At 63.8% G+C, this 25,781-nt stretch carries 19 protein-coding genes, 1 tRNA gene and 2 pseudogenes; 7 read left to right on the top strand and 15 right to left on the bottom strand.

The features are described 5' to 3' along the window. The first annotated feature begins 202 nt into the window (after positions 1-202). On the top strand, positions 203-2,608 hold the full coding sequence (locus AC0L21_RS07025) for a lytic transglycosylase domain-containing protein (RefSeq protein ID WP_473260093.1): 2,406 nt from the start codon (positions 203-205) through the stop codon (positions 2,606-2,608). Between the two features lie 515 nt (positions 2,609-3,123). Here the strand turns inward: AC0L21_RS07025 and AC0L21_RS07020 are convergent. Then, entirely contained in the window at positions 3,124-4,719 is a 1,596-nt protein-coding gene (locus AC0L21_RS07020) for a porin (RefSeq protein ID WP_473259610.1), read from the bottom strand. Positions 4,720-5,215: 496 nt separating this feature from the next. Beyond that, on the bottom strand, positions 5,216-7,831 hold the full coding sequence (locus tag AC0L21_RS07015; protein WP_473259607.1) for an O-linked N-acetylglucosamine transferase family protein: 2,616 nt from the start codon (positions 7,829-7,831) through the stop codon (positions 5,216-5,218). A gap of 655 nt (positions 7,832-8,486) precedes the next feature. Between AC0L21_RS07015 and AC0L21_RS07010 the strand changes: the two genes are divergently transcribed. Further along, positions 8,487-8,579 (top strand) — tRNA-Ser (locus tag AC0L21_RS07010). Positions 8,580-8,757: 178 nt separating this feature from the next. On the opposite strand, the gene AC0L21_RS07005 is transcribed toward AC0L21_RS07010, so the two are convergent. From AC0L21_RS07005 to AC0L21_RS06965, 9 genes are all read right to left on the bottom strand, one after another. Further along, positions 8,758-9,024 (bottom strand): hypothetical protein, encoded by a 267-nt coding sequence (locus AC0L21_RS07005; protein WP_007611206.1) that lies wholly within the window; start codon positions 9,022-9,024, stop codon positions 8,758-8,760. Between the two features lie 1,638 nt (positions 9,025-10,662). Then, complete coding sequence (gene gatB, locus AC0L21_RS07000) at positions 10,663-12,147, bottom strand: Asp-tRNA(Asn)/Glu-tRNA(Gln) amidotransferase subunit GatB (protein WP_473259605.1); 1,485 nt, start codon at positions 12,145-12,147, stop codon at positions 10,663-10,665. Continuing rightward, a complete protein-coding gene (locus AC0L21_RS06995) occupies positions 12,144-13,040 on the bottom strand; it encodes an FkbM family methyltransferase (protein ID WP_473259603.1) in 897 nt (298 codons plus the stop codon). The genes gatB and AC0L21_RS06995 overlap by 4 nt, the downstream gene beginning before the upstream one ends. Continuing rightward, positions 13,037-13,342, bottom strand: coding sequence for a hypothetical protein (locus tag AC0L21_RS06990; protein ID WP_473259601.1), 306 nt, complete (start codon positions 13,340-13,342; stop codon positions 13,037-13,039). The genes AC0L21_RS06995 and AC0L21_RS06990 overlap by 4 nt, the downstream gene beginning before the upstream one ends. Then, entirely contained in the window at positions 13,333-14,808 is a 1,476-nt protein-coding gene (gatA, locus tag AC0L21_RS06985) for an Asp-tRNA(Asn)/Glu-tRNA(Gln) amidotransferase subunit GatA (RefSeq protein ID WP_473259598.1), read from the bottom strand. Before gatA ends, AC0L21_RS06990 begins: the two co-directional genes overlap by 10 nt. After that, positions 14,805-15,029: a hypothetical protein gene (locus tag AC0L21_RS06980; RefSeq protein ID WP_473248009.1), complete on the bottom strand. Its 225-nt coding sequence runs from the start codon at positions 15,027-15,029 to the stop codon at positions 14,805-14,807. The genes gatA and AC0L21_RS06980 overlap by 4 nt, the downstream gene beginning before the upstream one ends. A 20-nt stretch (positions 15,030-15,049) precedes the next feature. Beyond that, entirely contained in the window at positions 15,050-15,337 is a 288-nt protein-coding gene (gatC, locus tag AC0L21_RS06975) for an Asp-tRNA(Asn)/Glu-tRNA(Gln) amidotransferase subunit GatC (RefSeq protein WP_212335862.1), read from the bottom strand. A gap of 75 nt (positions 15,338-15,412) precedes the next feature. Further along, positions 15,413-16,489 carry an NAD(P)H-dependent flavin oxidoreductase gene (locus AC0L21_RS06970; protein WP_473259595.1) on the bottom strand — a complete coding sequence of 359 codons (1,077 nt, stop codon included), beginning with the start codon at positions 16,487-16,489 and terminating at the stop codon, positions 15,413-15,415. Positions 16,490-16,506: 17 nt separating this feature from the next. After that, complete coding sequence (locus tag AC0L21_RS06965; protein ID WP_473259593.1) at positions 16,507-17,484, bottom strand: NAD(P)H-dependent flavin oxidoreductase; 978 nt, start codon at positions 17,482-17,484, stop codon at positions 16,507-16,509. A gap of 97 nt (positions 17,485-17,581) precedes the next feature. On the opposite strand from AC0L21_RS06965, the gene AC0L21_RS06960 reads away from it, so the two are divergent. Then, positions 17,582-18,472, top strand: a complete 891-nt coding sequence (locus AC0L21_RS06960) for a LysR family transcriptional regulator (RefSeq protein WP_473259590.1) — start codon at positions 17,582-17,584, stop codon at positions 18,470-18,472. Positions 18,473-18,688: 216 nt separating this feature from the next. Further along, positions 18,689-19,691, top strand: a pseudogene (locus AC0L21_RS06955) (cyclase family protein). Here the strand turns inward: AC0L21_RS06955 and AC0L21_RS06950 are convergent. Further along, positions 19,669-19,957, bottom strand: a pseudogene (locus tag AC0L21_RS06950) (hypothetical protein). The pseudogenes AC0L21_RS06955 and AC0L21_RS06950 overlap by 23 nt on opposite strands. Before the next feature lie 47 nt (positions 19,958-20,004). Between AC0L21_RS06950 and ruvX the strand changes: the two are divergent. Further along, positions 20,005-20,496, top strand: a complete 492-nt coding sequence (gene ruvX, locus AC0L21_RS06945) for a Holliday junction resolvase RuvX (RefSeq protein WP_007603328.1) — start codon at positions 20,005-20,007, stop codon at positions 20,494-20,496. A gap of 3 nt (positions 20,497-20,499) precedes the next feature. Next, complete coding sequence (locus AC0L21_RS06940) at positions 20,500-21,423, top strand: AEC family transporter (RefSeq protein ID WP_473259587.1); 924 nt, start codon at positions 20,500-20,502, stop codon at positions 21,421-21,423. On the opposite strand, the gene AC0L21_RS06935 is transcribed toward AC0L21_RS06940, so the two are convergent. The 3 genes from AC0L21_RS06935 to AC0L21_RS06925 are packed head-to-tail and all read right to left on the bottom strand — an operon-like array spanning position 21,420 to position 24,621. Continuing rightward, entirely contained in the window at positions 21,420-22,184 is a 765-nt protein-coding gene (locus tag AC0L21_RS06935) for a lysostaphin resistance A-like protein (RefSeq protein WP_473259584.1), read from the bottom strand. The two genes, AC0L21_RS06940 and AC0L21_RS06935, sit on opposite strands and share 4 nt — an antisense overlap. Positions 22,185-22,207: 23 nt before the next feature. Continuing rightward, positions 22,208-23,851, bottom strand: a complete 1,644-nt coding sequence (locus AC0L21_RS06930) for an acyl-CoA dehydrogenase family protein (RefSeq protein WP_473259581.1) — start codon at positions 23,849-23,851, stop codon at positions 22,208-22,210. A gap of 20 nt (positions 23,852-23,871) precedes the next feature. After that, positions 23,872-24,621, bottom strand: coding sequence for a M15 family metallopeptidase (locus AC0L21_RS06925; protein WP_473259579.1), 750 nt, complete (start codon positions 24,619-24,621; stop codon positions 23,872-23,874). A gap of 207 nt (positions 24,622-24,828) precedes the next feature. On the opposite strand from AC0L21_RS06925, the gene AC0L21_RS06920 reads away from it, so the two are divergent. Next, positions 24,829-25,776: an aspartate carbamoyltransferase catalytic subunit gene (locus AC0L21_RS06920; protein ID WP_007603315.1), complete on the top strand. Its 948-nt coding sequence runs from the start codon at positions 24,829-24,831 to the stop codon at positions 25,774-25,776. Positions 25,777-25,781 lie beyond the last annotated feature (5 nt).

Here is a 25,781-nt window from a genome sequence, read left to right as displayed (position 1 = left end):
TTTAGGCCGCGATTTTGCCGCGGTGGTGGTGCAAACCCGGCGAAGGTAAGCGGCTGTTGGTATTTTGTCCGCATATTCAATCAAATACAGCCAGATATTGTACAGCTGGGTCTTGAGCCAATTGACTGATTCGGGGCGACGAAACGCCGTGATCTCCTTTCCGCGCGCCGCATGGCGATCCGCCGGCCTGATCGTGTGCCTGATGGCAGGGCTGTCGGCCGGCTGCGCCGCCTGGGCCAAATCCAACGAGACAACGGCGGAGACTGCCAAGGAAACCCCGAAGCCCGCCGCCAAGGACACTGCGAAGGGCGCGCCCAAGGGAACCGGCAAGGAAACTTCGAAGGACGCCGCCAAGGGGGCAAGTAAGGGCGCAAGCAAGGGCGCGACCAGTCCCCCCGCCAAGGATGCCGCGAAGAAGCCTGCCAAGGATGCTGGCAAGGATGCTGGCAAGAACGCAGGCAAGAACGCAGGTAAGGAACCTGCGAAGGACAAGCTGAAGCCTGCGGCTCCCGCGCCAAAGTCAACGCCGACCGCTGGCGGCTCGGTCCCGAAGACCGCACCCGCGCCGGCTGCGACAGCCACCGTCAGACCGACCGCCCCGGCGCCCGCCAGACCCGTCGCGGCTCCTGTCCTGGCTCCGGCGACCCGCCAGCACGCCGCCCCGCGCAAACCGGTCACACCGGCTGCGATTGCCGCGACATCCTCGACGTCGCAAGCCGACAAGGACACGCTGGAGACCGTCATCGAGCTCGTGCGCAAGCGCAAGGCGGGCGATGCGACTAATGCCGCAGCCACGATCTCGGATCCCGTCGCGCGAAAACTCGCGGAATGGATCATCCTTCGCAGCGAGGACAATGGCGCGACTGTGGAGCGCTACCGCGCCTTCCTCTCCGCCAATCCGAGCTGGCCGTCGCAGACCTTCCTGCGTCGGCGCCTGGAGGCCGCGATGTGGGACGACAGGCGCGACGACCAGGTCGCATGGTCGTGGTTCGAGAACGAATCCCCCGTGTCCGCCAAGGGCCGCTTCACGCTCGCCAAGGCGATGCTGTCGCGCGGCGACCGCGCCAACGCCGAACGTCTGGTGCGCGATGCCTGGCGCAGCGACCCGATGTCGGAAGACACCGAGAACAACGCACTCGACCAGTTCGGCGCGCTGCTGACGCCCGGCGATCAGAAGGCGCGGATGGACACGCTGCTCTACGGCAGCGAGAACGAGGCCGCACTGCGTGCTGCGAAGCGCCTCGGAGCCGGCTACGTCGCCCTCGCCAAGGCCCGCATCGCCTCCCTCAAGAAAGCGCCAAACGCCCGTGCCCTGCTCGACGCCGTGCCGCGCGAGCTGCACGGGGATCCTGGCTTCATCTTCAGCAAGATCCAGCTGCTGCGCCGCGAGGAGAAATTTGCGGAAGCCGCCCAGCTCATGCTGTCGGCACCGAAGGATCCGGGCCGGCTCTACAATCTCGACGAATGGTGGATCGAGCGGCGCCTCCTGGCGCGCAAGATGATCGACACCGAGGAATTCCGCAGCGCCTATCTGATCGCGCGCGATGCGGCCCTGCCCTCGCGCGACATCTACAAGACCGAGCAGGAGTTCACCGCAGGCTGGATCGCGCTGCGCTTCCTCAACGATCCCGCGGCCGCTACCCAGCATTTTGCCCGCATCGGGATCGGCAGCGTCAATCCGACCACGCTGGCGCGCGCCGGCTATTGGCAAGGTCGCGCCGCGGAAGCTGCAGGCCGCCAGCAGGAGGCGCGCAACGCCTACGCACGAGCCGCCGAGCAATCCACCAGCTATTACGGCCAGCTCGCACGCGCCAAGCTCGGCCTGCCGCAGATCGAGCTCAACGCTCAGCCGCGCAGCCGCGGTGCCGAACGGCTGGAGATCGTGCGCGCCGCGCAGCTGCTCTACGAGTTCGACGAGCGCGAGATGGCGATACCGTTGCTCGCCGACATGGGCGAGAACGGCGATCCCGAAGCGCTTGCCGGCCTCGGCGAGCTCGCCCAGCGCCACAACGACGCGCGCGGCATGCTGCTGCTCGGCAAGGCCGCGCTCAATCGCGGGCTGCCGTTCGATTTCTATGCCTATCCCGTCAACGGCATTCCGCAATTCACGCCGATCGGCCCCGAGGTCGAGCGCAGCATCATCTACGCCATCGCGCGGCAGGAGAGCGCCTTCAATCCCCGTGTGGTCTCGCCGGCACAGGCCTACGGGCTGATGCAGGTGACGCCGGACGCTGCGCGCTATGTCTGCAAGCGGCACGGCGGGACCTACGATCTGGCGCGTCTGAAGAACGATTCGGCCTACAACGCCACGCTCGGCTCGGCCGAGCTCGGTGGGCTGCTCGAGGACTATCGCGGCTCTTACATCATGACCTTCGCCGCCTACAATGCCGGCCGCGGCAGTGTGAAGAAGTGGATCGATCGCTACGGCGATCCGCGCGACCCCAAAGTCGACGCGGTCGACTGGGTCGAGCTGATCCCGTTCTCCGAGACGCGCAACTATGTGCAGCGGATCATGGAGAACCTTCAGGTCTACCGCGCCCGCTTCGGCGGCGGCACGCGGTTGCAGATCGAGGCCGATTTGCGCCGCGGCGCCGGCAGCGTGGAATAGCGGTCATCCTCCGTCGGCACGCTGTTGGGAAGCCATTGGTCGCGAGCGCCATCGTCGCCGGGACTTGAGCCACTGAAGAAGAGCTGGAGTACGATCGCCAGGCGCGCTTTCTCGACACGCGCCTTCGTGACTGCCAGAACCTTGCGAACTGTCAGAACGTTGTGAGCTGCCAAGCTCTTCGGGCCTGCAGGGTCGCCGTCAATTGGCGAGCTCTCCCTTGCCCTGCGGCTCCAACAAGAAGGCGTCGATCCTTGCGGGTTTAACACCAGATAAGCGGGGGGCGCAGGTCTGCGTTCGTCAACGCGGGTCAGAACCGCGCGGTTGGTCGGGATGGCGTGCGCAGAGACCCCCTCTCCCGCAGCAGCTTCGATCCGGTCACGACGAACGATCGAGCAACGGACAGCCTCGCTCCGACGCCACCGCCATGGGCAGAGCCAAGAACAAGCAGCGCCGGCAAAAAGAAAAAGCCCCGGCGGTTTCCCGCCGGGGCTCTCTGTCAGGTCGTTAGACCGAACTTACCAGTTGCGCTGAGCGCGGAGGAGCATAACGACCGAATTCTGATCCTTCAGCTCGTAGGTCGCCGCCGGCTTGGCGGGAACCGCGATGGTCGCAGCCGGGGTCACCGTACCAGAGTACTTCTGGTCGAGATGAGTCCAGGCGACGTCCGCCGAGAACGTCAGGTTCTTGACCGGGGTCCAGCGGGTGATGATACCGACCTGACCGACGGCGAAGTCCGGGTTACAGGAGGTAACGCCAGCTGCAACGCCCGTCACGAACGCACCACCAGCGCCGCAGAGCGTGGTCTTGGCGAGAGTGCCGAACTGGGCCTGAGCGTAAGCACCGTAGATCGCGGTGTTCCAGTAGGGATCCCAGTTGTGGGTGTAGGCGCCACGGAAGCCCCAGGTCTTGACCGTCTCCTGCGACGAACCAGTGACATACACCGTGTCCGGAGCCGAAGCGAAGCCGAAGCTGCCGTAGGCACCCGCGAGACCCGTGCCGCCGAACATCGAGTAGGAGCTGCCCGCCAGGTTCTGGAAGTTGTAGCGGGTGGCACCGTCGGTGTAGACGCCCGAAATGTTGATCACGTCACCCGCACCAGTCGGGATGTTCTTGATCGACAGAGCCAGCTGAACTGCCCAGCCCCACTTGTCGTCGGGGTGGCCAGTGGCCTCGGATGCGCCGTAGTAACCAACGTGGTTGTCATGCGCAGCCACCGACGCCTGGAAAAGACCCCAGGCCTGATCGACACGCACCATACCAACGAGGTTCGGCGAACGGGTGCCGCCGATGGCGTTGGAGCCATAAGAGAAGCTGGCGGACGAAGCGCCGGTCATGTTCAGGTTGCCGGCCTGATAGTACGAGGAAACGTCTTCAGCCGAGAACGACGCCGTGACGCCCTGACCGAAGTCCGCGGTGTAGGTGAACTGGTTGACACCAGTGACCGTGCCGGAACCGCCGACGAGGCTGTCGAAGTTGTTGCCGGGATAGTTGGTCCAGGGCGCGTCGAACTGCGACACGGCCTTACCCATGGTGAAGCCAGCGAACTGGATGAAGGCGTAGTACACACCGAGCGAACCGGCCGAAGTGTTGCCGTCGGTGCCGTTGACCGAGCCGCCACCCGAACCGAACAGACCCGTGGTGGTCGCGCCGGGGTTGGTGGCCGCAGCCAGCGTACCGCTGTAGGCGGTGGTGCCGGTGGCCGAACCGGTGCCGACGTAGTTGCCGGACGTCCAGGAGAACACGCCATCGAAGAAGGTACGGACAACGCCGTACTCAGTCGCGGTGCGCGTGTCGATGTTGAGATCTTCACGAGCGCGCATGGTGTAGTAGTTCGTCAGACGGTTGCGTGCACCGTTGGCGCCCTGGGTCGACGTGTTGAGACCGCCACCGAAGTCCGAGTTGGTGCCCAGCGCGACTTCAGCGCGCAGGTAACCACCCAGCTTGATGCAGGTGTCTGTGCCGGGGATGTAGTAGAAACCCGCACCGTACAGGGAGCAGATCTTCACGTATTCGACCGCTTTGGCCTTCACGGGGAGATCGGCTGCCTGCGCTCCGCCGACAGCGATGAGACCCGCTGCGGAACCGAGCAAAAGGCTCTTAACCAACTTCATGTTAAACCTCCAAGTTTGCCATAGGGAAGGTTCCGGATCCGCTGGGTGAAGACACCCTAAGGTTGGTTCCCTTGTCCCTTAAATTCACCGCTTAGTCGCTTCGCGCCTTCGGACACACCCGCTGAACGCGAGGGACTTAAGCGAACCACCTAAGACGGGACGACCTCGGGATGCCCCCCTCCGTCGCTCAGTCACAATTACCGAACGCCCTTGCACACACAACAACAGAACGCTTCAGAACCGGCCGATGGAGCGTGTTTTCCGGCGGGTGTTGCACAAATAACACGCAGATGTGATCAGAGCGGCTTTGTAAGGCGTTGAATTTATTCGATTATTTCGACAGGTTCCATCTGCCGCCAAAAGTTCCGGCGAGAGTCCAATATCCCCAGAGAAGCTCTTCTGCGGCTTTGACGCGCCAGAATCGGGAATCATCCAGGGACTCGGCGCGCGCCTTCCGGAGTTGCCCGGTCTGGTCAGGAGGCCGCGACGGCCGTCCTCATCCGCGCGCTTGAACGTCGATATGATCCGGCGGCAAGCCGGCCTGATGTCGTTGATACATAGCCTCGTAAGCCGTCTCCAACCGCCTTGCGTAGAGCACCGCATCAAACGGTGATGCGGTCAGGTGGCTCCCCTGCAGGCGTCCGCGAATATCCGCCAGCTTCTGTTTATCAAGCGCCAGCTCGATCGCGAGTGACTCATAATCCGCACGGGTTCGCGTGATCAGCTCAGGCAGGCCGACAGCGCTCAGCAAGCTCGCCGCCACGCGGCCGGCGAAGCTATTCCCGATTTGGGTCACCACCGGCAGACCGGCCCATAACGCGTCGCTGGCCGTCGTGTGCGCGTTGTAGGGCAGCGTGTCCAGGAAGAGGTCGGCGAGGCGATGGCGCGCCAAATGTTCGGACGAAGACGCAACGCGCCTTGCAAACACCAGGCGATCCGGATCGACGCCCCGGCCCTTGGCTTCCTTCCGCAGATTCGATTTTGCGATCTCGCCCACGTCGGACAGCCACAAGACCGACTGGTCCACGCTCTTCAAGATGTTCATCCAGGAGCCAAAGACAGCCGGATTGATCTTGTAGGCATTGTTGAAGCAGCAAAACACAGTCCATTCCTGCGGCAAATCGTGATCGGCCCGATTGGGCGCAGCATCGTCGATTGTCCCGACGTGATTGTCGCGCGGCATGAAGCTGCCGGGCAAGCGAACGATTTTCTCGTCGAAGAATTGGCTGTTTTGATCCGGCAGCACGATTTGATCGGCAATGATGTAGTCGACTAGCTCCCTGCTCCCCAACGTCCCCGCAAACCCAAGATAGCTGACGGCGGTCGGAGCCGCGCTGGATGCGAACAACGACAGCCTGGCATTGTGCGTATGGCCTGCAAGATCGACGAGAATGTCGATCTGCGCATCGTCGATCGCTTTCAGGACTTCACCGTCGAGCTTGTGCTCGCAATCGACAAAGCGATGAAATGACTTTTCGAGCCGCTTGCGCAGATCGCTGTTGTCGTCAGGACCGATTGAAAACGCATACGTCTCGAAGCGGTCGGGATCGTGATTCTCGAATATCTCGGCGGTGAGGTACCCGACCGGATGCTTGCGAAAATCAGGTGAAACATACCCGACCCGGATCTTGTCGTGGCGACGGATTTCACCCCGTGGCCCCGTTTTGGACACATGCGGGAGCTTTGCCCTCACCCAGGTCCTGGCGCAGCTGAGCTGATCATCGGGAGAATCCGTCAGGGACAGCAAAGCAAAGGGAGAGCTATTGGCCTTCCCGAGCCGTATTGCCGCCGTCAATTGGCCGATCTCTTCGTCCAGATTGTCCCAATTGCACAGGTTCATCTTCGCAAGAAGACGCAAACCCTCGATACCCTCGAGGTCAGGCCTGATCGACACCGCCTTGTCGAAGGCGATGTAGGCTTCGTCATAGCGCCCGAGCTCCATAAAGACGTTGCCCCGGCCAATCCAGGCCCCCTCGATGTCGGCCTTGATCGCGAGCGCCTTGTCATACGCGGCAAGAGCCTCCTCGTAGCGCTTCAGCCCCCACGCCAAATTGCCGCGACCGAGCCATGCCTCGGCGAGATCAGGCTTGCTCGAGAGCGCCCGGTCGTACGCAGCGAGTGCATCGTCGCGGCGCTTGAGCTCGGTGAGAACATTACCGCGGCCAAGCCAGGCTTCCGCCAGATCAGGGCGGATCGCCAACGCCCTGTCAAAGGCAGCGAACGCCTCGTCAAGGCGTTTGAGATCGAAGAACACATTGCCCCGACCAAGCCACGCGTTCTCGAGGCCGGAGTTGATGGAGAGCGCCCTGTCGTAGGCTGCCGACGCCTCGTCGTAGCGCTTCAGGCTCCAGAAAAGATGGCCTCGGGCAACCCACGCGCCCTCGAGATCAGGCTTGATCGAGATCGCCTTGTCATACGCGGCAAGCGCCTCGTCGTGGCGCTTGAGATCGGTGAGAACTTCACCTCGGCCAACCCATGCACTCGGGACGTCCGGCCTGGCCGACAGCGCCTTGTCGTACGTGGCAAATGCGTCGTCGTACCGCCTGAGATTCCGGAGTGCATTGCCTCGACCAAGCCATGCAGTCTCCAGGTCAGGCCTGATCGACAACGCCTTGTCGTAGGCGACGAGGGCATCCTCGTAACGCCTGAGCTTTTCAAGGCAGCCGCCCTTGCTTGCGTAGGCATCGGCAAAGTTCGGATTGTAGAATGTCGCCTTGTCGAATTGCTCAATCGCTTCGCCATAGCTTCGCGCGAACTCGGCAAGGATCGTGCCTCTGTTGTGATACGAAAGGGGATTGCGCGGATTCACCGCCAATGCGCGCGTGAAATAGGCCAGGGCTTCCTGAGGCCGGTTCAGCGCTTTGAGCGCATATCCATAATTGCTGAGGGCCTCGTCGCTGCTTCCGTTCAGGGCCACGGCCGCCCTGAGATGCATTTCGGCCTCGGCAAATCGGCCTTGTACGAGCATCACCACGCCCAGGAGATGTTCGACTTCGAAGATGTTCCTGGCGGATTTGGCGATCTGCTGCAGTATTCTTTCCGCTTTGACCAAATCATGGGCGTGAAAGGCTTCGACAGCACGTCGAAATTTGGTCTGCAGTTCACCCGCCAAGTCCATTCCTCCCTCGGGACGTCGGTCAATCATACCATCGGCCCCGACATTGCAAGATGAGACCGCAGCGGCGTAGCCCGGCAGTCGAGGGACGGGCGAAGCGTGCCAGCCCGGCAGCCCCTCGCCGCTATGATCTCCAGGGCGCCGTTCCAACCGAAAGCGCGCCAGGACAGACTCTGATTGCGGCGACGCCTGGCGCGACGGGGCGGCTCCTCGGCCGGCAAGCGAGTTATCCCGACTAATAGTGAGAGCGCCCTTCCGCAGCCTGACACGGGACCTCGTCGGCCGATCTGAGGGCAATCACCGCTCCATAGCGCGCGGCGAATCGCGGAAAGAGAAAATCAAATCAATCACTTGCAAATGAATCGCTTGATAGAGGCGGTCGGCAACGAAGGCAGTCGCCCCCCGCGCGGGCCATCCGATCAAATTTTGAAACAAAATCAATTATTTATGCGGGTAAAGCGAGCTTTTGTCCGCGCCAGAACCACTCTTAATACAAGCGCCAAAACCTCCAGCTTTGCGTCCGTTATCGCGGCGTTACGTTCTCGCCTCGGGAGCAAACCGCTTGGTTTCGGAATTCGCTGGGAATATTCGAGCAAAAACACACGCTTCCAAATTGACCAGCCCAAGTAATTAGATGCATAAGGCTCGCACCGGAGAGGTGGCCGAGTGGCTGAAGGCAACGCTTTGCTAAAGCGTCATACGGTCTCAAGCTGTATCGAGGGTTCGAATCCCTCCCTCTCCGCCACTCCGCGGCTGTCCGGCCCGAAGACATGGGCAACGGAACGTACCTAAGAACGGAACGTACCTAAGACATGGGTGACAGCCTCGTGCCGAACGGGATCCGCTTGGCGGACCACGAGGGAACCTGATTCAGCATAAATCAGCTTCACCTGCGAAACGACGGCTGGGACGTGCTTCACCGCTCAGTGGGCGGAGACCCACGCCCTCGCCTCGCGCTGGGCGGCCGAGATATCGGCATCCGACATCTGTCCGGCGACTTCCTGGCGCAGCGTCACGGCGTCCTTGCGGCCCTTGAGCGCGGCGAGATTGAACCATTTGTGCGCGGCGACGAGATCGACGAGACCGGAGCGTCCGCTCGCCCAATAGAGGCCGCGCTCGAACAGCACGTCCGACAGCGCGCCTGCGTCGATCGGCGTCGCGGTCTCCAGATCGAAAGTACCCTGAAACATAACGCATCCCCTTTTTTTGTGCCGTCTCGTCCCCCGAGCGCGGCTCCCGTCCAATCAACTGTTCAACTCATCCCCGAGGCTTCTTGCCCGTGCCGTTTGCCGGCTTGTTGGAGGTAATGATGGCCGGCAAATTTGAATGGCAGTTTAAGTATCGCGATGAAGCAGACGTAAACGCGCCCGCGCCAGGCGCGCGCGACAAATGCAAGAAGTCCCCATTTTGCAGGCACTTCTGCAATTCGTCAGATTCGGTTTACCTTGGGATTTTGGGAGAACGATAACCATTGCGCACGGTGAAGCGCGTCCTGTGGTGTCCCTGTCCGCTGTCGTCACCGAATTCCAGAGACAGCAATTGTTTCACCGCAAGCGGCGCGCGAACGGCGCCCCATTGCGCCGCGGCCGCCCTGCTCGAGCAGGGCGCGCATATGAAGAAACATATGGCTGGAAGCTCGACAGCGGCCATCCTTTGAGACGCCCGCCTGCGGAGGGCCCTCAGGATGAGGGATCAGGATGCGGCAGCATCAACGCAGATGGATGCAGCTGTGCCTCATCCGGCGAAGCGGCCGTCGCGAAGGACGAGGCGCTCGCTCAGGCACGCTGAGACGTCATATGCGATAGCCCTGACTGCACAAGGGCAGAACGGCCACGCCGCGGTCAGATCAACAATGTCGGGATAAGGGAATGCCGGCAATACCCCGGCCTCATGAGAACGAGGGCGTCGGCGAACACGTCAGGACCAGATTCCACGTTGGCCCGAAGGCCGCCGGTGAAATTGCGGAGCCCTTACGGAGAACCGCACCGAACGAAGAAAACTCGTTTCTTCTGCCGGACCGGGCTTAGCGAGCGAACCCGCGAAGAGAACGATCCGACCGTTGACCTGATGTCTCGCCGACACCCTCTATCGTCGACCAGAACCTTTTGAGAGGCGCTGATGACGTGCCGGCTCTCTAGGAGCCGGCAACTTCAAAAAGCGAAGTTACTTCTTCTTGGCGACCTTGCGGGTCTTCTTCGCAGTCTTCTTCACTGCGCTCTTCGCCTTCTTCGCCTTCTTTGCCTTCTTAGCTTTCTTGGCCATGTTGCCCTCCGATGTGTGAGATGGCTTAATCGCTGCATGCAGTCGGGGATCGAGTGCACACTCATCCCGAATACACCAACACAACGAAAAAAACAGCGTCTCGCTTAAAGAAGTGTTGACGGCGAAACGCGCCTGCGCTGGCGAACGCGATGCAAACGGACTGCATGAGATGTGCTTGCGATCGCGGAGAGTGCCCGCGGCATCGACCTTTGCAAAAGATGCGATTGTAGAAAAACACTATGCAGCAAGTATTTTCTTGCACGCATGCATCGCGCGCGATCGTTGCAATGATGCATCCTGCCAATCGCGCGAGCGCCTCGCGAAGGCGCTTCGCGGACTCTGAGTCGCGACTTTTGGCAACGAAAATATTTTCATGATTAACGGCGCGAGCGCTCGTTGGAGCGTGTGCAAGTCCCCGTTTTGCGCGAATCGCGTGACGGCGATTCGGTCGGCGTATCGCGCTCGATCGGGATGAAGTTCGTCGCCGCGGATGCGCGCGAGCGTCGCATCGCGAACCGAAAGCGAGGTGACGACGCCTGTCCGTCACCTCGTTCGAACGCGCGAGGTCAGATGCCGAGCTTGGACTTGAGCAGCTCGTTGACGCTCTGCGGGTTGGCCTTGCCGCCGGATGCCTTCATCACCTGGCCGACGAACCAGCCGAGTGACTGCGGCTTGTCCTTGACCTGCGCCGCCTTGTCGGGATTGGCCGCGATGATGTCGTCGACAACCTTTTCGATCGCCGAAAGATCCGTGACCTGCTTCATGCCGCGGCTTTCGACCAGCGCGCGAGGATCGCCGCCCTCCTGCCAGACGATCTCGAACAGATCCTTGGCTATCTTGCCGGAGATCGTACCCTCGCCGATCAGGTCGATGATCCCCGAGAGCTGTGCGGCATCGACCGGAGAGTCCGTAATATCCCGGCCTTCCTTGTTGAGACGACCGAACAGCTCGTTGATCACCCAGTTGGCAGCGACCTTACCGTCGCGCGCGCGGTTGGCGAGCTTCTCCAGCACGGTCTCGTAGAACACCGCGCTCTCGCGCTCGGCGACCAGCACGCTGGCGTCGTAGGCCGACAGGCCGAGATCCGCGACGAAGCGCGTCTTCTTCTGGTCCGGCAGCTCGGGCAGCTCAGCTTTCAGCTCGTCGACGAAGCTTTGCGAGAACTCCAGCGGCAGCAGGTCGGGATCGGGGAAGTAGCGGTAGTCGTGCGCCTCTTCCTTGGACCGCATCGACCGCGTCTCGCCCTTGTTCGGGTCGTAGAGCCGGGTCTCCTGGTCGATCGCGCCGCCCTCCTCGAGGATTTCGATCTGGCGCCGCGCCTCGTACTCGATCGCCTGGCCGATGAAGGTGATCGAGTTCATGTTCTTGATCTCGCAGCGGGTGCCGAGCGGCGCGCCCGGCTTGCGCACGGAGACGTTGACGTCGGCGCGCAGGGATCCCTTCTCCATGTCGCCGTCGCAGGTGCCGAGATAGCGCAGGATCGAGCGCAGCTTGGTCACATAGGCCTTGGCCTGCTCGGCATCGCGGATGTCGGGCTTCGACACGATCTCCATCAGCGCCACGCCGCAGCGGTTGAGATCGACATAGGACATCGTCGGCGACTGATCGTGCAGCAATTTGCCGGCATCCTGCTCCAGATGCAGCCGCTCGATGCCGATCGTGGCGGTCTTGCCGCCGTCCAGTTCGACCACGACCTCGCCTTCGCCGACGATCGGCGACTTGTATTGGCTGATCTGGTAGCCCTGCGGCGAGTCCGGATAGAAATAGTTCTTGCGGTCGAACACCGAGCGCAGATTGATCTGCGCGTTCAACCCGAGTCCGGTCCGGACAGCCTGCCTGACGCATTCCTCGTTGATGACCGGCAGCATGCCCGGCATCGCCGCGTCGACCAGCGACACATGCGTGTTCGGCTCGCCGCCGAACGCGGTCGAGGCACCGGAGAACAGTTTCGCGTTCGACGTCACCTGAGCGTGGACCTCCAGGCCGATGACCATCTCCCAGTCACCGGTTGAGCCCTTGAGAAGCTTGTGGGGTGCGGCAGGTGCGTTCATGGCTCGACTGGTTCCTCTACTGATCCCTTGGCCGCTCGCGCTTCACCCGCTTCGAGAAGCCCGTTGAGCGACCGGAGTACATCGGCGGGCTGGCGCAACGCGATCTCGCGGCGGCCCATCACCTCGATCTCTCCGAACAGCGCGTCGACCTCCGGCGAGGAGGCGAACACGAAGCCGTCGAACGACGTGCTCTGCTCCTCGAAATCGCTGGAGATCTCGACGCGGTAGCCGTGCGCCTTGAGACGATCGACGACGTCGTGATGGAGTGCCTGCGAATGGGTTGCGACGAAGAGATAATCGACGCGGCGTTTGGCAAGCACGCTCTCCGCGCCCTGCAGCATCTCGACTTCGAAGGCCTGGATATCGGCATGCAAGATGTCGAGATGCTTGATCTTCCTGTCCCTGAAGAAGGCGTCGACTTCGAATTTGCCCTTGCCAACGAAGGCCTTGACGAACTCGGCCCGCAGTCCGTTGCGCGCGAAATTATCCTGGCCGGTTTTCAGGCAAGCGGGATCCGGCTCGACCAGGATGACCTCGGCCTTGGGCCGCGCCTTCTTGAGCCACATCGAATAGTGACCCCAATAGGCGCCGAGCTCGACCATCGAGGGCGCTTCGCCCAGCCGCTTCAGCAATTCCTGGAAGACATATTCTTCCAACGGCTCGTGGACGCCGCGATTGATGATGAGCACACTGCTGAAAGGTCCGTAATAGGCTCCGGGCCCGATGCCCGGAACCTTCAGCCCGTTATGCAGATAGACCTGGTCGCCTTCGACGCAGCCTGCCATCGGGACGCGTTCGATCAGGAGGTTGAGCGGATCGGAAACGATCTCTCGAAAACGACCGAATAAATCCTCCGGCTTCGCCTTCGGACCCGTGGAACGAGGCTCGCTCATGCGGATGCACTCCCACCCAGCGCATCGACGATGCGTTGCCATTCTGCTTCAAGCGAATCCGTTGCCACGGGCTGGCCGGCCTGGCGGTACCAATAGCCGGCATTCCCGAGGTCGCCCTCGACGCGATGCAGATAGGCGTGCACCCAGGCGGCCTCGCGGCTGCTCTCGTCCTGGACGATTCTGTGCGCCTGGTCCCAGTCACCCTTGGCGGCCCACCACAAGCCGGCGAGCGGCGCGCTGAGATCCGGCGGTGGCGCGGCGCCGTCGAGGCTGGCGATATACGCCGCCATGTTCACCACCATTTCGCCGGCGTGAAGCGGCCGGCGGCCTGCTCGATCACCTCGCCGAGCGAGAACAGCGTCTCCTCGTCGAAGGGCCGGCCGATCAGCTGCAGGCCGAGCGGCAGACCCTGCGCGTCCTTGCCGGCGGGCACGGCAATGCCCGGCAGGCCCGCCATGTTCACCGTCACCGTGAAGATGTCGTTGAGGTACATCTCGACGGGGTCCGCGCCGCCCTTCTCGCCGATGCCGAAGGCCGCCGACGGCGTCGCCGGCGTCAGGATCGCGTCGACGCCCTTGGCGAAGCAATCCTCAAAGTCCTTCTTGATCAGCGTGCGCACCTTCTGGGCTCGCAAATAGTAGGCGTCGTAATAGCCGGCCGAGAGCACGTAGGTGCCGATCATGACGCGGCGCTTCACCTCGGCGCCAAAACCCTCGGCGCGGGTGTTCTCGTAGAGTTCGTTGATGTTCCGGCCCTGCTCGCGCAGGCCGAAGCGCACGCCGTCGTAGCGCGCGAGGTTGGAGGACGCCTCCGCCGGCGCCACGATGTAATAGGCCGGCAACGCGTATTTGGTGTGCGGCAGCGACACCTCGACGAGTTCGGCGCCAGCCGCCTTCAGCCAGGTCGCGCCCGCTTCCCAAAGCTTTTCGATCTCGGCCGGCATGCCGTCGAGACGGTACTCCTTGGGAATGCCGATCTTCATGCCCTTCACGGACCTGCCGATCGCGGCCTCGTAGTCCGGCACGGCCATGTCGACCGAGGTCGTGTCCTTCGGATCGTGGCCGGCCATCGAGCGCAGCAGCATCGCGGCGTCGCGCGTGCTACGCGCGATCGGACCGGCCTGGTCGAGCGAGGAGGCAAAGGCGACGATGCCCCAGCGCGAGCAGCGGCCATAGGTCGGCTTGATGCCGACGGTTGCAGTGAACGCCGCCGGCTGACGGATCGAGCCGCCGGTGTCGGTCGCGGTCGCGCCCATGCAGAGCAGAGCCGCCACAGCGGAGGCCGAGCCGCCGGACGAGCCGCCCGGCACCAGGGTCGTGTTGGAGCCATCACGCCGCCAGGGATTGCCGACGGGGCCGAAGCACGAGGTCTCGTTCGATGAGCCCATCGCGAACTCGTCATTGTTGAGCTTGCCCAGCATCACCGCGCCGTCACGCCACAGCTGCGAGGTGATGGTGGACTCGTAGGTCGGCACGAAATTGCCGAGGATTTTTGAGCACGCCGTGGTGCGCACGCCCTTGGTCGCGAACAGGTCCTTGATGCCGAGCGGAATGCCGGCGAGCGGCCCCGCATCGCCCTTCCCGATCCTGACGTCCGCTTCGCGCGCCATGGTCCGCGCCTGGTCCGGCGTCTCCATGACGAAAGCATTGAGCACGCGCGCGGCTTCGATCGCGTTCAGATGCGCGTCGGTCAGCTCGAGGGACGTGAAAGTCTTGGCCGCGAGGCCCTTGCGGGCCTCGGCGAGCGTCAGCGATGTCAAATCAGTCATTTATTGATCGGGCTGCAGAAGAACGGAGACAGGGACTTGTCGTTGGCCGGGTCGTCTTGCGTGACGTTTTTCTTGGCGGCCGCTTTCGCAGCCGCCTCGATCTCGTCGAGCACGGCATTGACGGCGACATTGGGATCGGCAGCCTTGCCCTGCCGCTCCATCTTGTCGAGATAGTTCATATAGGCCTGATAGGCCTTCTCGTCGTCGCAAAGCATGCACATCGACAGCGTCCTGAATTGAACTATTCAACTACCTTGGGCACCAGGAAGAAGTGACCTTCGGTCGCGGGCGCGTTGGCAACGATATCGTCGGCGATCTCGCCGTCATTGACCACATCCTGCCGCTTCTTCATCTGCATCGGGGTGACCGAGGTCATGGGCTCCACGCCCTCGACATCGACCTCCGAGAGCTGCTCGACAAAGGCGAGCATGGCGTTGAGCTCGCCCTGCAGATGCGGAACCTCGCCCTCGGAAACCGCAATGCGCGCCAGATGGGCGATGCGGCGGACGGTAGCGGCGTCGACGGACATTATATAAGGCCTCTCACGGCAAAACCTATGTGCCGTATAGCAGAGGCCGCTTTTGCGCCGCAACCGGCGGCAGACCTATCCGGCGAGAGCTTTCATGCGAGCCAGGGCCGATTCGGCGAGATTGCGGGTCAATTCGGCTGCCGGGACCTCGCGACCCAAGGCGATCGCCTGCCCGGCCCAGAGATTTGTGAAATCCACCCTGCCCTGCTTTTCGGCAGCCGCCTTCAGCGGTCCCAGCGCCGTTGCGGCATGGGGAAATGGCGGCGCGTCCGGCGAAATCGGACCGGCCTCGCGCATCAGCCGGTTCTGGACGCCGCGCGCCGGCCGCCCGGTCATGACATTGGTGATGACGGTGGAATCATCCCGCCCCTCGGCGAGCGCCGCGCGTGCCGCCGCACTGACCTTGGATTCCGGACAGCGCAGATAGGCACTCCCGATCTGCACGCCGGCCGCGCCGAGCGCGAAGGCGGCTGCGATGCCGCGGCCGTCCGCAATGCCGCCGGCCGCAATCACCGGGACCTTCACCGCGTCGACCACCTGCGGCACCAGCGCAAAGGTGCCGGGCTGTTCCGAGATCTTGTCAGTCAGGAACATGCCGCGATGGCCGCCGGCCTCCGCACCTTGTGCGATCACCGCATCAGCGCCGTGCTGCTCGAGCCAGACCGCTTCCCTCACCGTCGTCGCCGAGGAGATGACGAGACATCCTGCTGCCTTGACCCGCTTGAGCAGCGCGGCCTCCGGCAGGCCGAAATGGAAGCTGACGATCTCCGGCTTCAGCTCCTCCACGACCTCACAGAAGCCGGCGTCGAACGGCGCGCGGTTCGCGGCATTGATGGGTGCGGCGGGATCGAGGCCATGCTCATTGTAGTAGCCCGCGAGGCGCTGCTTCCAGCGCGCCTCCGCCTCGGCCGTGAGCTCGACCGGTGTGTGGCAGAAGAAATTCATGTTCACCGGCGCGGAGACGCGCTGCCGGATGATGTTGACCTGCTCACGCGCCTTGTCCGGCGACAGCATCGCGCTCGGCAGCGAGCCGAGCCCCCCGCCTTGCGCAACGGCGATCACCAGCTCCGCGTCCATCACGCCAGCCATCGGCGCCAGCACGATCGGGAATTCGGTCTTGAAGAGATCGATCAATCGACGGTTCGGCCACATTGTTGTTCTCTCGCAGTTTAGGCGGACACGCTGGAATTACGCCGGCCGGCTAGCAGTTGCTCGGCCTCGGTCGCGATACGTTCGACGATTTCAGCCGCCGGTGGAATATCATGGATCAGGCCGACCGCCTCGCCCGCGATCACCGCGGCGATGTCGAAATTCCCGGCGGCCTTCGCAGCCGCATAGGCGGGCCCGACTGCGGCGACATTCTGCATCAGTTCGACCTCGCGGCCGATCCAGCGTCTGGCGTGATCGTTGACTAGGCACCGGCCGGTAAACGGCGCGGGCCAGACATTGTTGCGGGAGAGATCGAAAATGATGCCCCGCACCGTTGCGCCACTATCTGCCGCGCAGATGCGCCGCTTGGCCTCTTCCGCGCCATCGGCCTCCTGGCTCGCGTAGAAGCGCGTGCCGAGCAGCACGCCGCTTGCACCGAGCATCATCATGGCCGCAAGTCCCCGCCCATCGGCAATACCGCCGGCCGCTAGCACCGGTACTCGACCCGCGGCAAGATCGACGATTGCCGGGACCAGATCGATCGTGGTGCGCGAGGCGCCGTGACCGCCGGCCTCCGTCCCCTGTGCGATCAGGACATCGGCGCCCGCATCGAGCGCTTGGCGCGCCATCGTCTCGTCCTGCACCTGGCAGATCAGGCGGGCACCGGCGGATTTGATGCAGGCCGCAAAGGGTGCGGGATTGCCGAACGACAACATGATCGCGGATGGGTTTGCGGCGAGTGCGATGTCGAGAAGTTCGGGCCGCGTGGCGAGGCTCCAAGTTATGAAGCCGATCCCGAACGGCGCTTTCATGCCGGCGAGCTTGGCAATCTCCTGCTCCAGCCAAATCCTCTCGCCGTAGCCGCCGCCCAGGATGCCGAAGCCCCCGGCACGGCTCACCGCCGCGACGAGGCGGCTGCCTGCTACGACGTCCATCGGCGCCAGCAGGATCGGATGCTCAATCTCCAATAGCGTGGTCAGCGGCGTCGCGATCGGCATGGCTCCTCCCTGGTCTGGACAGCGAGACTAGGCGCGAATACCATTCTCTAAAATTGAATTCTTGCGAACGCTGCCATCTCGAAAGAGAAACGATATTATGGAACTCAGCGACATCCAGACCTTCGCCGCCGTCGCCCGGACCGGGGGCATCACCCGCGCGGCCGAAGAGCTCAACACGGTGCAGTCGAACGTGACCCAGCGCGTGAAGGCGCTGGAAGCCGAGATCGGCACGCCGCTGTTCGAACGGCATAGCCGCGGCATGACCCTGACCGGCGCGGGCAAGCGCCTTTTGCCCTACGCGCAACGGATGTCCGCACTGGCGCGCGAGGCCGTGCTCGCGGCCTGTGACGACGGCGAGCCCAAGGGACCGCTCGCGATCGGCTCGATGGAAACGACCGCAGCGGTGCGGCTGCCGCCATTGCTCGCGGACTTTCATCACCGCTTTCCCGCCGTCCGGCTGAGCCTGCGCACCGCGCCCACTGCCGACCTCGTCGCTTGCGTGCTCGAAGGCACGCTCGACGGCGCCTTTGTCGCAGGTCCGATCGCGCATGCCGATCTCATTGCGACAAGCGCGTTCCGCGAAGAGCTGGTGCTGGTCAGCGCGCGGCGCTGGGCCACGCTCACCGAGCTGCGCGCCGGCACGCCGGAATCCGGTCCGACGGCGCTGGCGTTCCGCACCGGCTGCACCTACCGGCAGCGGTTGGAACAGATCTTTGTCGAGTTCGGCTGGCCGTCAGCCGCGCGCTTCGAGCTCGGCACGCTCGACGGCATGATCGGCTGTGTCGCCGCCGACATGGGCGTGACGCTGCTGCCGCGCGCCGTGGTCGAACGCAGCGCGATCAACGGCAGCGTGTCGATCCACGCGCTGAGCCATTCGCACGCGCAGGTCGAGACGCTCTTCATCCAGCGTCGTGCCGGACATCAAACCAGCGCGCTGAGCGGGTTTGCCGCCTGCCTGAAGCAAGACGACGAAGTCATCGCAGCCTGAGATGCCAGCGCGTTCCACGACGCGAAATTCACTGTCACAAATCTGTCGTACTTGATTCAACCGACGCTGCGCGCGGCGAGTGCTGCGTTCAGCCGCCGCAGCATGGCACCGCGAAAAGTTTTGAAGCCCGCGGCTTTTCTACGTTAGGATGAGCGACTGGCCAGCGCGAAATCATAACGAAGCCAAACATCGGCAAAAACATCGGGAGGACTATCGATGCGCAATACGCTCGTGTTGTGCTGTGTCGCCGCGTTGTCTGCGACGATCGAATCAGCAAGCGCTCAAGACTGGACCAAATCGAAATGGGGGCCGAACGACGAGATCGGCGCCGCCAACTACATGACCCCCGAGCTCGTGCTGAAGGCCGCATCTCTGGTGAAGACCGGGAAGACCTACGCGCTCGGCATTCCCGTTACACCACAAACGCCCGCCTATCCGCCGCGCGCATTCAAGCTCACCATCGTGCAACCCGGACAGGCCGGCATCCCGGGTTTGGGCCCGAACAAGGCCACCTACAATGACGACATCCTCGACACCTGGGTCGGCATCGGTAGCCAGATCGACGGACTCGGCCATCTCGGCGTCGAGCACGTCTACTACAACGGCAACAAGCTCGCCGACTTCGCCGATCCGAACGGATTGAAGAAGCTCGGCATCGAGAAGGTGCCGCCGATCGTGACCCGCGGCGTGCTGCTCGACATGGCCGCCTATTACAACACCGATATCGTGAAGGAAGGCACCGCCTTCAACGTCAAGGAGATCGATGAGGTCGCGAAGAAGCAGGGCGTCGAGATCCGCCAGGGCGACGTCGTCATCTTCCACACCGGCTGGCTCAGCCTGATCGGCAAGGACGACAAGCGCTATTCGGCCGGCGAGCCCGGTCTCGGCGTCGAAGGCGCAAAATACCTGACCAGTAAGGGCGTCGTCGCGATCGGTGCCGACACCTGGGCGCTCGAGGTGCTGCCGTTCGAGTCCAAGAACGTGTTCGAGGTGCACCAGATCCTGCTCGCGATGAACGGGACCTACATCCTGGAGAACATGGATACGGCCGCGCTTGCCAAGGACAAGGGATACGAATTCCTGTTCGTGCTTTCAACGCCCGCTTCGACCAGCCGCTTGACCGCCGCCTGATCGGCGCGACCGCGCTTGAGGCGCGCGGGGCCAGCCGCGCTGGACCGGCGGCGTGCAGGCCATGATCAACCCGATCGCGATCCGTTGATCCGATGCCCGGGCGAGGACCCTGCCGTCCGCAGACGCCCTCGCCCGGCCTTTCTCTCCGGCCTGATATGCCATCGCCGCAGCGCCACAACGGCCCAGATCGCCTCGACGACGCCGAACGGCCAGGCGCCTTGCAGGAAGCCGTAAGCCGAACCGAGCACGCAGGACATTGCGAACATCTACGAACCAGTGGCTGCGGTCCTCCAGGGCATAAGTGACCAGCATCGCCGTCACGGCGAATAACCCGAATAATGTCAGCGTATCCATAGTTACGGGTTCACTCCGCAGCGCGACGCGTGATATGCGCTAACACCATGCCGGCTCTTATCCTGCCTCTCGTCGACGCTGCAACCCACTGGCCCGAACGCGGCGGGTTGGTCGGACTCGATCTGGGTACCAAGACCATCGGCGTTGCCGTGTCCAATCCGGACCGCCGGTTAGCGACCGGCGTCGAGACGATCCAGCGCAAGGCGTTCAAGCAGGATGCCGCCCGGCTGCTCGCGATTGCCAGTGAACGCAAGGCCGTCGGCTTCGTGCTCGGCCTGCCCATCAACATGGACGGCAGCGAAGGCCCGCGCGCGCAATCGACCCGGGCTTTTGCCCGCAACCTCGCCGGCCTGACCGCGCTGCCCATCGGCCTCTGGGACGAGCGCCTCTCAACGGCCGCTGTCGAGCGCGAACTGATCGGCATGGACGTCAGCCGCGCCAAGCGCGCCGAAGTGATCGACGAGCACGCCGCGATCTTCATCCTGCAAGGCGCGCTCGACCGCCTCGCCAATCTGCGCGCAGCCCCGGGGCCTGACTGATCCATGGCCGTCGTGATCGCGGCGCTCTTCCCCGTCTTTATCCTGATCGTGCTCGGCGTGGTGCTGAAGCGCACCCTGATGCAGCTCGACACGCAATGGAACGGGCTGGAGCGGCTGACCTATTTCGTGCTGTTTCCGATGCTGCTGATCCAGACGCTGGTGAAGGCCGACCTGTCCAAGGTGCCGGTGGCCGGCGTCGGCGGCGCGCTGCTGCTGTCGGCGCTGGCGATGTCGCTGCTCTGCCTCGCGCTCCGCCCGGCCCTGTCGCGGCTCGATATCGACGGCCCCGCCTTCACCTCGATCTTCCAGGGCGCGATCCGCTGGCAGACCTATGTGGCGCTGTCCGTCTCCGCCAACATGTTCGGCGAGGTCGGGCTGGCGCTCGCCTCCGTCGCGATGGTGGCGATCATTCCGCTGGTCAACGTCCTCAGCGTCGCGGTGCTCGCGCACTACGCAGCGCCGGAGAAGCAATCCGCGCGCGCGATTGTCATGACGGTCGTCCGCAATCCCCTGATCTGGGCCTGCGCGATCGGCCTCGTCATCAATGTCATCCACCTGCCGCTGCCGAAGATCTGGCATGAGGTGGCGGACGCACTCGGCCGCTCCTCGCTCGCCATCGGCCTGCTCGTCACCGGCGCCGGCCTGCATCTTGAAGGCCTGCTCCGCCCCAGTACGGGGGCAGCTATCGGCGTGGTGTTCAAGCTGGTGCTGATGCCCGTGGTCGCGCTGGTGCTCGCCGTCTGGTTCGGACTGTCCGGCGACAGCCTCGCCATCGTCGCGATCTGCGCCGCGGTGCCGACCTCGACCAGCGCCTATGTGCTGGCCCGCCAGATGGGCGGCGATGCCCCACTACTGGCGCAGATCATCACGCTGCAGACGATTTTGGCGGCGATCACCATGCCGATCGCGATCGCGCTGGTGGCCTAACTCCCCAACCACATCGTCAGCACCACCGCCGTCAGATTGTTCAGCGCATGCAGCACGATCGTGAGCCACAGTGAGTTGCTGCGATAGCGCATGTAGCCGAACCACAGGCCGATGGAGAAGACCTCGGCGAGGAAGTACAGGTCGTATTGCAGGTGCACGACCGTCCACACCAGCGACGAGAGGATGATCGCGCCGGGGACGCGCAGGAAGCTCGCCGACCAGCCGCGGTAGAGAAAGCCGCGCGCCAAAACCTCTTCGGACATGGGCGCCGCCACGCTGAAGGCGAACAGCAGCATCACGGCAGCGCCCTTGTCGCGGCCGGATTTCAACAGATCGGTCATGAAGCCCGGCGTCGCTTCGCGGCCGAGACTCCGCGACATCGTCTCCCAGGCCACCACGATCAGGATCAGCCCGACGGCGCCGAACAGGAGTTGCTTCCAGGACGGCCAATACAACGCGAGATAGTCGACGAAGGAGGCCTTCTTGATGCGGATCGCCAGCCACACGGCGGCCAGCGTCGCCGGCAGGCCCATCGTGACCGACAACGCGAGCGACGCCGGCTCGCGGCCGACGTGCTGCATCGATGCGAGGTCGATGGGGTCGCGGGCAACCCAGACCAGATAGACGATGGCCCCGATCTGCCCGACGAACATGGCTGCGAAGATAGCGATGCCCCACAGCGCCGTACCCCAGAATTTCCAGACTCGCGGCGGCGCCGGCGTCTCGGTGAGCGGAGGATGATCGGGATTGAGGGAGTCCATTAAAGCGCTTTCGTTTGAGAGGCTCACGGCAGCGCCCGCTCCAGCAGCGCGCGTACATCGCCACTCTCGAGATCGACCGCGCCGTACATGCTGGCGTGATTGGCGGCGAGGCGTGTGGTGGCGAACAGTTCGGCTTGGCGCGGCGACACGCCGTTGAGCGCGGCCGAGGCCGCAAGCAGCGCCAGCTTCTCGACCGCAAGGCGCGCGACGCGTTCGCCGTCCGCGCGCCGGAAGGTCTTGCCGATGAACGAGACCGCCTCGCCTGCTCCTGGCAAACCTTTGGTCTCGGTGGCAAGCGATTCCAGTACCGCCATCGCCGCCTCCGCCTCGCGCGAGAGCGCGCGCAGCACGTCGAGGCACATGACGTTGCCCGAACCTTCCCAGATCGCGTTGACCGGCGCCTCCCGGTAGTGCCGTGCCAGAATGCCGTCCTCGACATAGCCGTTGCCGCCGAGGCATTCCATGGCTTCGTAGAGGAACGGCGGCGCGCTCTTGCAGGTCCAGTATTTGATCGCAGGCGTCAGCAGCCGCATGTAGGCGGCCTCCGCCGGATCGTGCGGCGTCCGATCGAAGGCGCGGCAGAGCCGCATCACCAAGGCTGTGCTTGCTTCGACGTGCAAGGCCATGTCGGAGAGCACGGCCTGCATCAAGGGCTGATCGGCCAGATGTTTCTGGAACACGCTGCGGTGCCGGGCGTGATGCAGCGCGTGGGCGAGCCCCGAGCGCATCAGGCCGACCGAGGCGATCGCGCAATCCTGCCGCGTGAGTTGCACCATCTGGATGATGGTGCGGATGCCCTTCCCCTCTTCGCCGACAGCTTCCGCATAGGCACCGACGAACTCGACCTCGGACGACGCATTGGAGCGGTTGCCGAGCTTGTCCTTCAGCCGCTGGAACTGGATCGCGTTCACCGACCCATCCGGCGCGAAGCGCGGCATGAAGAAACAGGTCAGTCCCTGGTCGGCCTGGGCCAGCACAAGGAAGGCGTCGCACATCGGCGCCGACATGAACCATTTGTGGCCGGTGATGCGGTAGGCATCGCCGTCGCGCACCGCGCGCGTCATGTTGGCGCGCACGTCGGTGCCGCCCTGCTTCTCGGTCATGCCCATGCCGAGCGTCATGCCGCGCTTCTCCCACCACGGCGCGAAGGTGGGATCGTAGCTTTTCGTCGACAGCACCGGCATCACTTTGGCGAGCAGATCAGGCTGCATGGCCAGCGCCGCCACGGAGGCGCGCGTCATCGTGATCGGGCAGAGATGGCCGGTCTCAACCTGCGAGGCCATGTAGAATTTTGCCGCGCGGACGACCTCGGCGGCATCGCCCGCGGGTCTTCCATCCGCGGTCCAGGTCGAATTGTGCACGCCGGCGCGGGCGCTGTGCGCCATCAGTTCATGATAGGCCGGATGAAACTCGACCTGGTCGCGCCGATTGCCCTTAGCATCGAAGCTGCGCAGCTTCGGCGTGTTCTCGTTGGCGACGCGCCCGCGATCGGCCATCGCGGCCGAGCCCCAATGCTTGCCGAAGTCCGAGAGCTCCCGTTCCGCGGCCGCACCGCCATTGGTCCTGACCGCCGCGACCAGCGGCTGGTCCGCGGCAAAGAGATCGACGTCCTCGAACGGCGGTGACTGGTTGAAGACCTCGTGGGTCGCGAAGCTGGGCTGGGTCATCTCGTGTCCTCGGCGCGGAATCAGTTCCGCCGCGGCTGGATCGGGAAATCATACGGCGCACCGCCCGCCCCCGGCAGCGAAAAGTGCCACCACTCCTTCGCATAGTTCACAAAGCCTTGCCTCGCCATCGCTGCCACGAGCCGCTTGCGCCAGGCGCGCTGGTCCGGACTGATCGACGGTGCGGCGGTGTGTCCTTTCACGTCGGTGCAGTCATAGCCGGTGCCCATGTCGACGCTGCCCTCCGGCAATCGCCCCTCGACCGGCGCCGTGCAATCGGCGTAGGCCTTTGACGGGTCGTATTTGCCTGAATTGTCCGCCTTGAGATCGACCAGCGTGAGATCGAGCGCCGCGCCCGTCGAATGCTGCGAGCGGCTTGCGATGTAGCCGAGGCGGAACAGCTCGGTCTTGGGAATTTTCGGATTGTAGCGCCGCTCGGCGGCGGTCTCGTGGCCGTTCTGCGACCACTTGACCATGTCGAGCGAGGCCCGCGCCGGCCGGTAGCAGTCGAACATCTTCAGCGAGAGATTTTGCGTCGCCAGTTCCTGCTGGACCGCCTTCAGCCGCAACCCAACCTCCCGCTTCACCACGCATTCGCCCGCGCCGTAGCCGGCGAGCGGACGGCCGACGAAATTGTTCGAGGTGGCGTAGCGAATGTCCTGGATGATGCTGGGGTCGATGTCGCGCAAATAGACGAAACCGCCGGGAAGCGATTGGGCGTGGGCGGATGAGATGAAGCCGATCGCTACAAATGCAGTAAGACCTGTTTTCACGATGCCTCCACATCCTCCGGCGTCATTCCGGGGCGGCTCGAAGAGCCGAACTGTGGTGCGGGCTCCCGCACCAGAGAATCTCGAGATTCCGGGTTCGATGCTTCGCATCGCCCTGGAATGACGACAAGGTACAGATCGGGGGATAACTCCCCGCCCGGGCTTTGGCCCTTGCCCCCCCGGCCATCCCCGCCTATAGCTCTCGCTTTAATGACATCGAAATCGACCTTCGTCCTCGGCCACCGGCATTTGCTGGGCATCGAGGGCCTTTCCGCGGCCGACATCACCGGCCTCCTCGACCTGTCCGAAGAATATGTCGAGCTCAACCGCCAGGTTGACAAGAAGCGCACCGTCCTGCGTGGACGGACGCAGGTAAACCTCTTCTTCGAGGCTTCCACCCGGACCCAATCCTCGTTCGAGCTCGCCGGCAAACGGCTGGGCGCCGACGTCATGAACATGTCGGTGTCCTCCTCGTCCATCAAAAAGGGCGAGACGCTGGTCGACACCGCCATGACGCTCAACGCCATGCACCCGGATATCCTGGTGGTGCGCCATCACGCCTCCGGCGCGGTGGAACTGCTGGCCCGCAAGGTCGACGGTTCCGTGATCAATGCCGGCGACGGCGCGCATGAGCATCCGACACAAGCCCTGCTCGACGCGCTGACCATCCGCCGCAACAAGGGTCGGCTCGAGGGCCTCGTGGTCGCGATCTGCGGCGACGTGCTGCATTCGCGCGTCGCCCGCTCCAACATCATCCTGCTCAACGCGATGGGCGCCCGCGTCCGCGTCGTCGGCCCCTCCACGCTGCTGCCGCCCGGCATCGAGCGGATGGGCGTCGAGGTCGCGCGCGACATGCGCGAGGGGCTCAACGGCGCCGACATCGTCATGATGTTGCGGCTCCAGCGCGAGCGCATGAACGGCTCCTTCGTGCCGTCCACCTCCGAGTACTTCCATTATTTCGGGCTGGACCAGAAGAAGCTCGCCTACGCCAAGCCAGACGCCCTCGTCATGCATCCCGGCCCCATGAACCGCGGCGTCGAGATCGACACTGCGGTCGCTGACGGCGCGCAATCCCTGATCCGCGAACAGGTGGAAATGGGCGTGGCCGTGCGCATGGCGGTGCTGGAAGCGCTCGCCCGCAACCTGCCGAACGCGTGATGCTC

It is taken from the genome of Bradyrhizobium sp. WSM4873 (assembly GCF_055811355.1).
The sequence above is the reverse complement of the archived record's forward strand: the minus strand, read 5'-3'. Positions and strand labels throughout refer to the sequence as shown.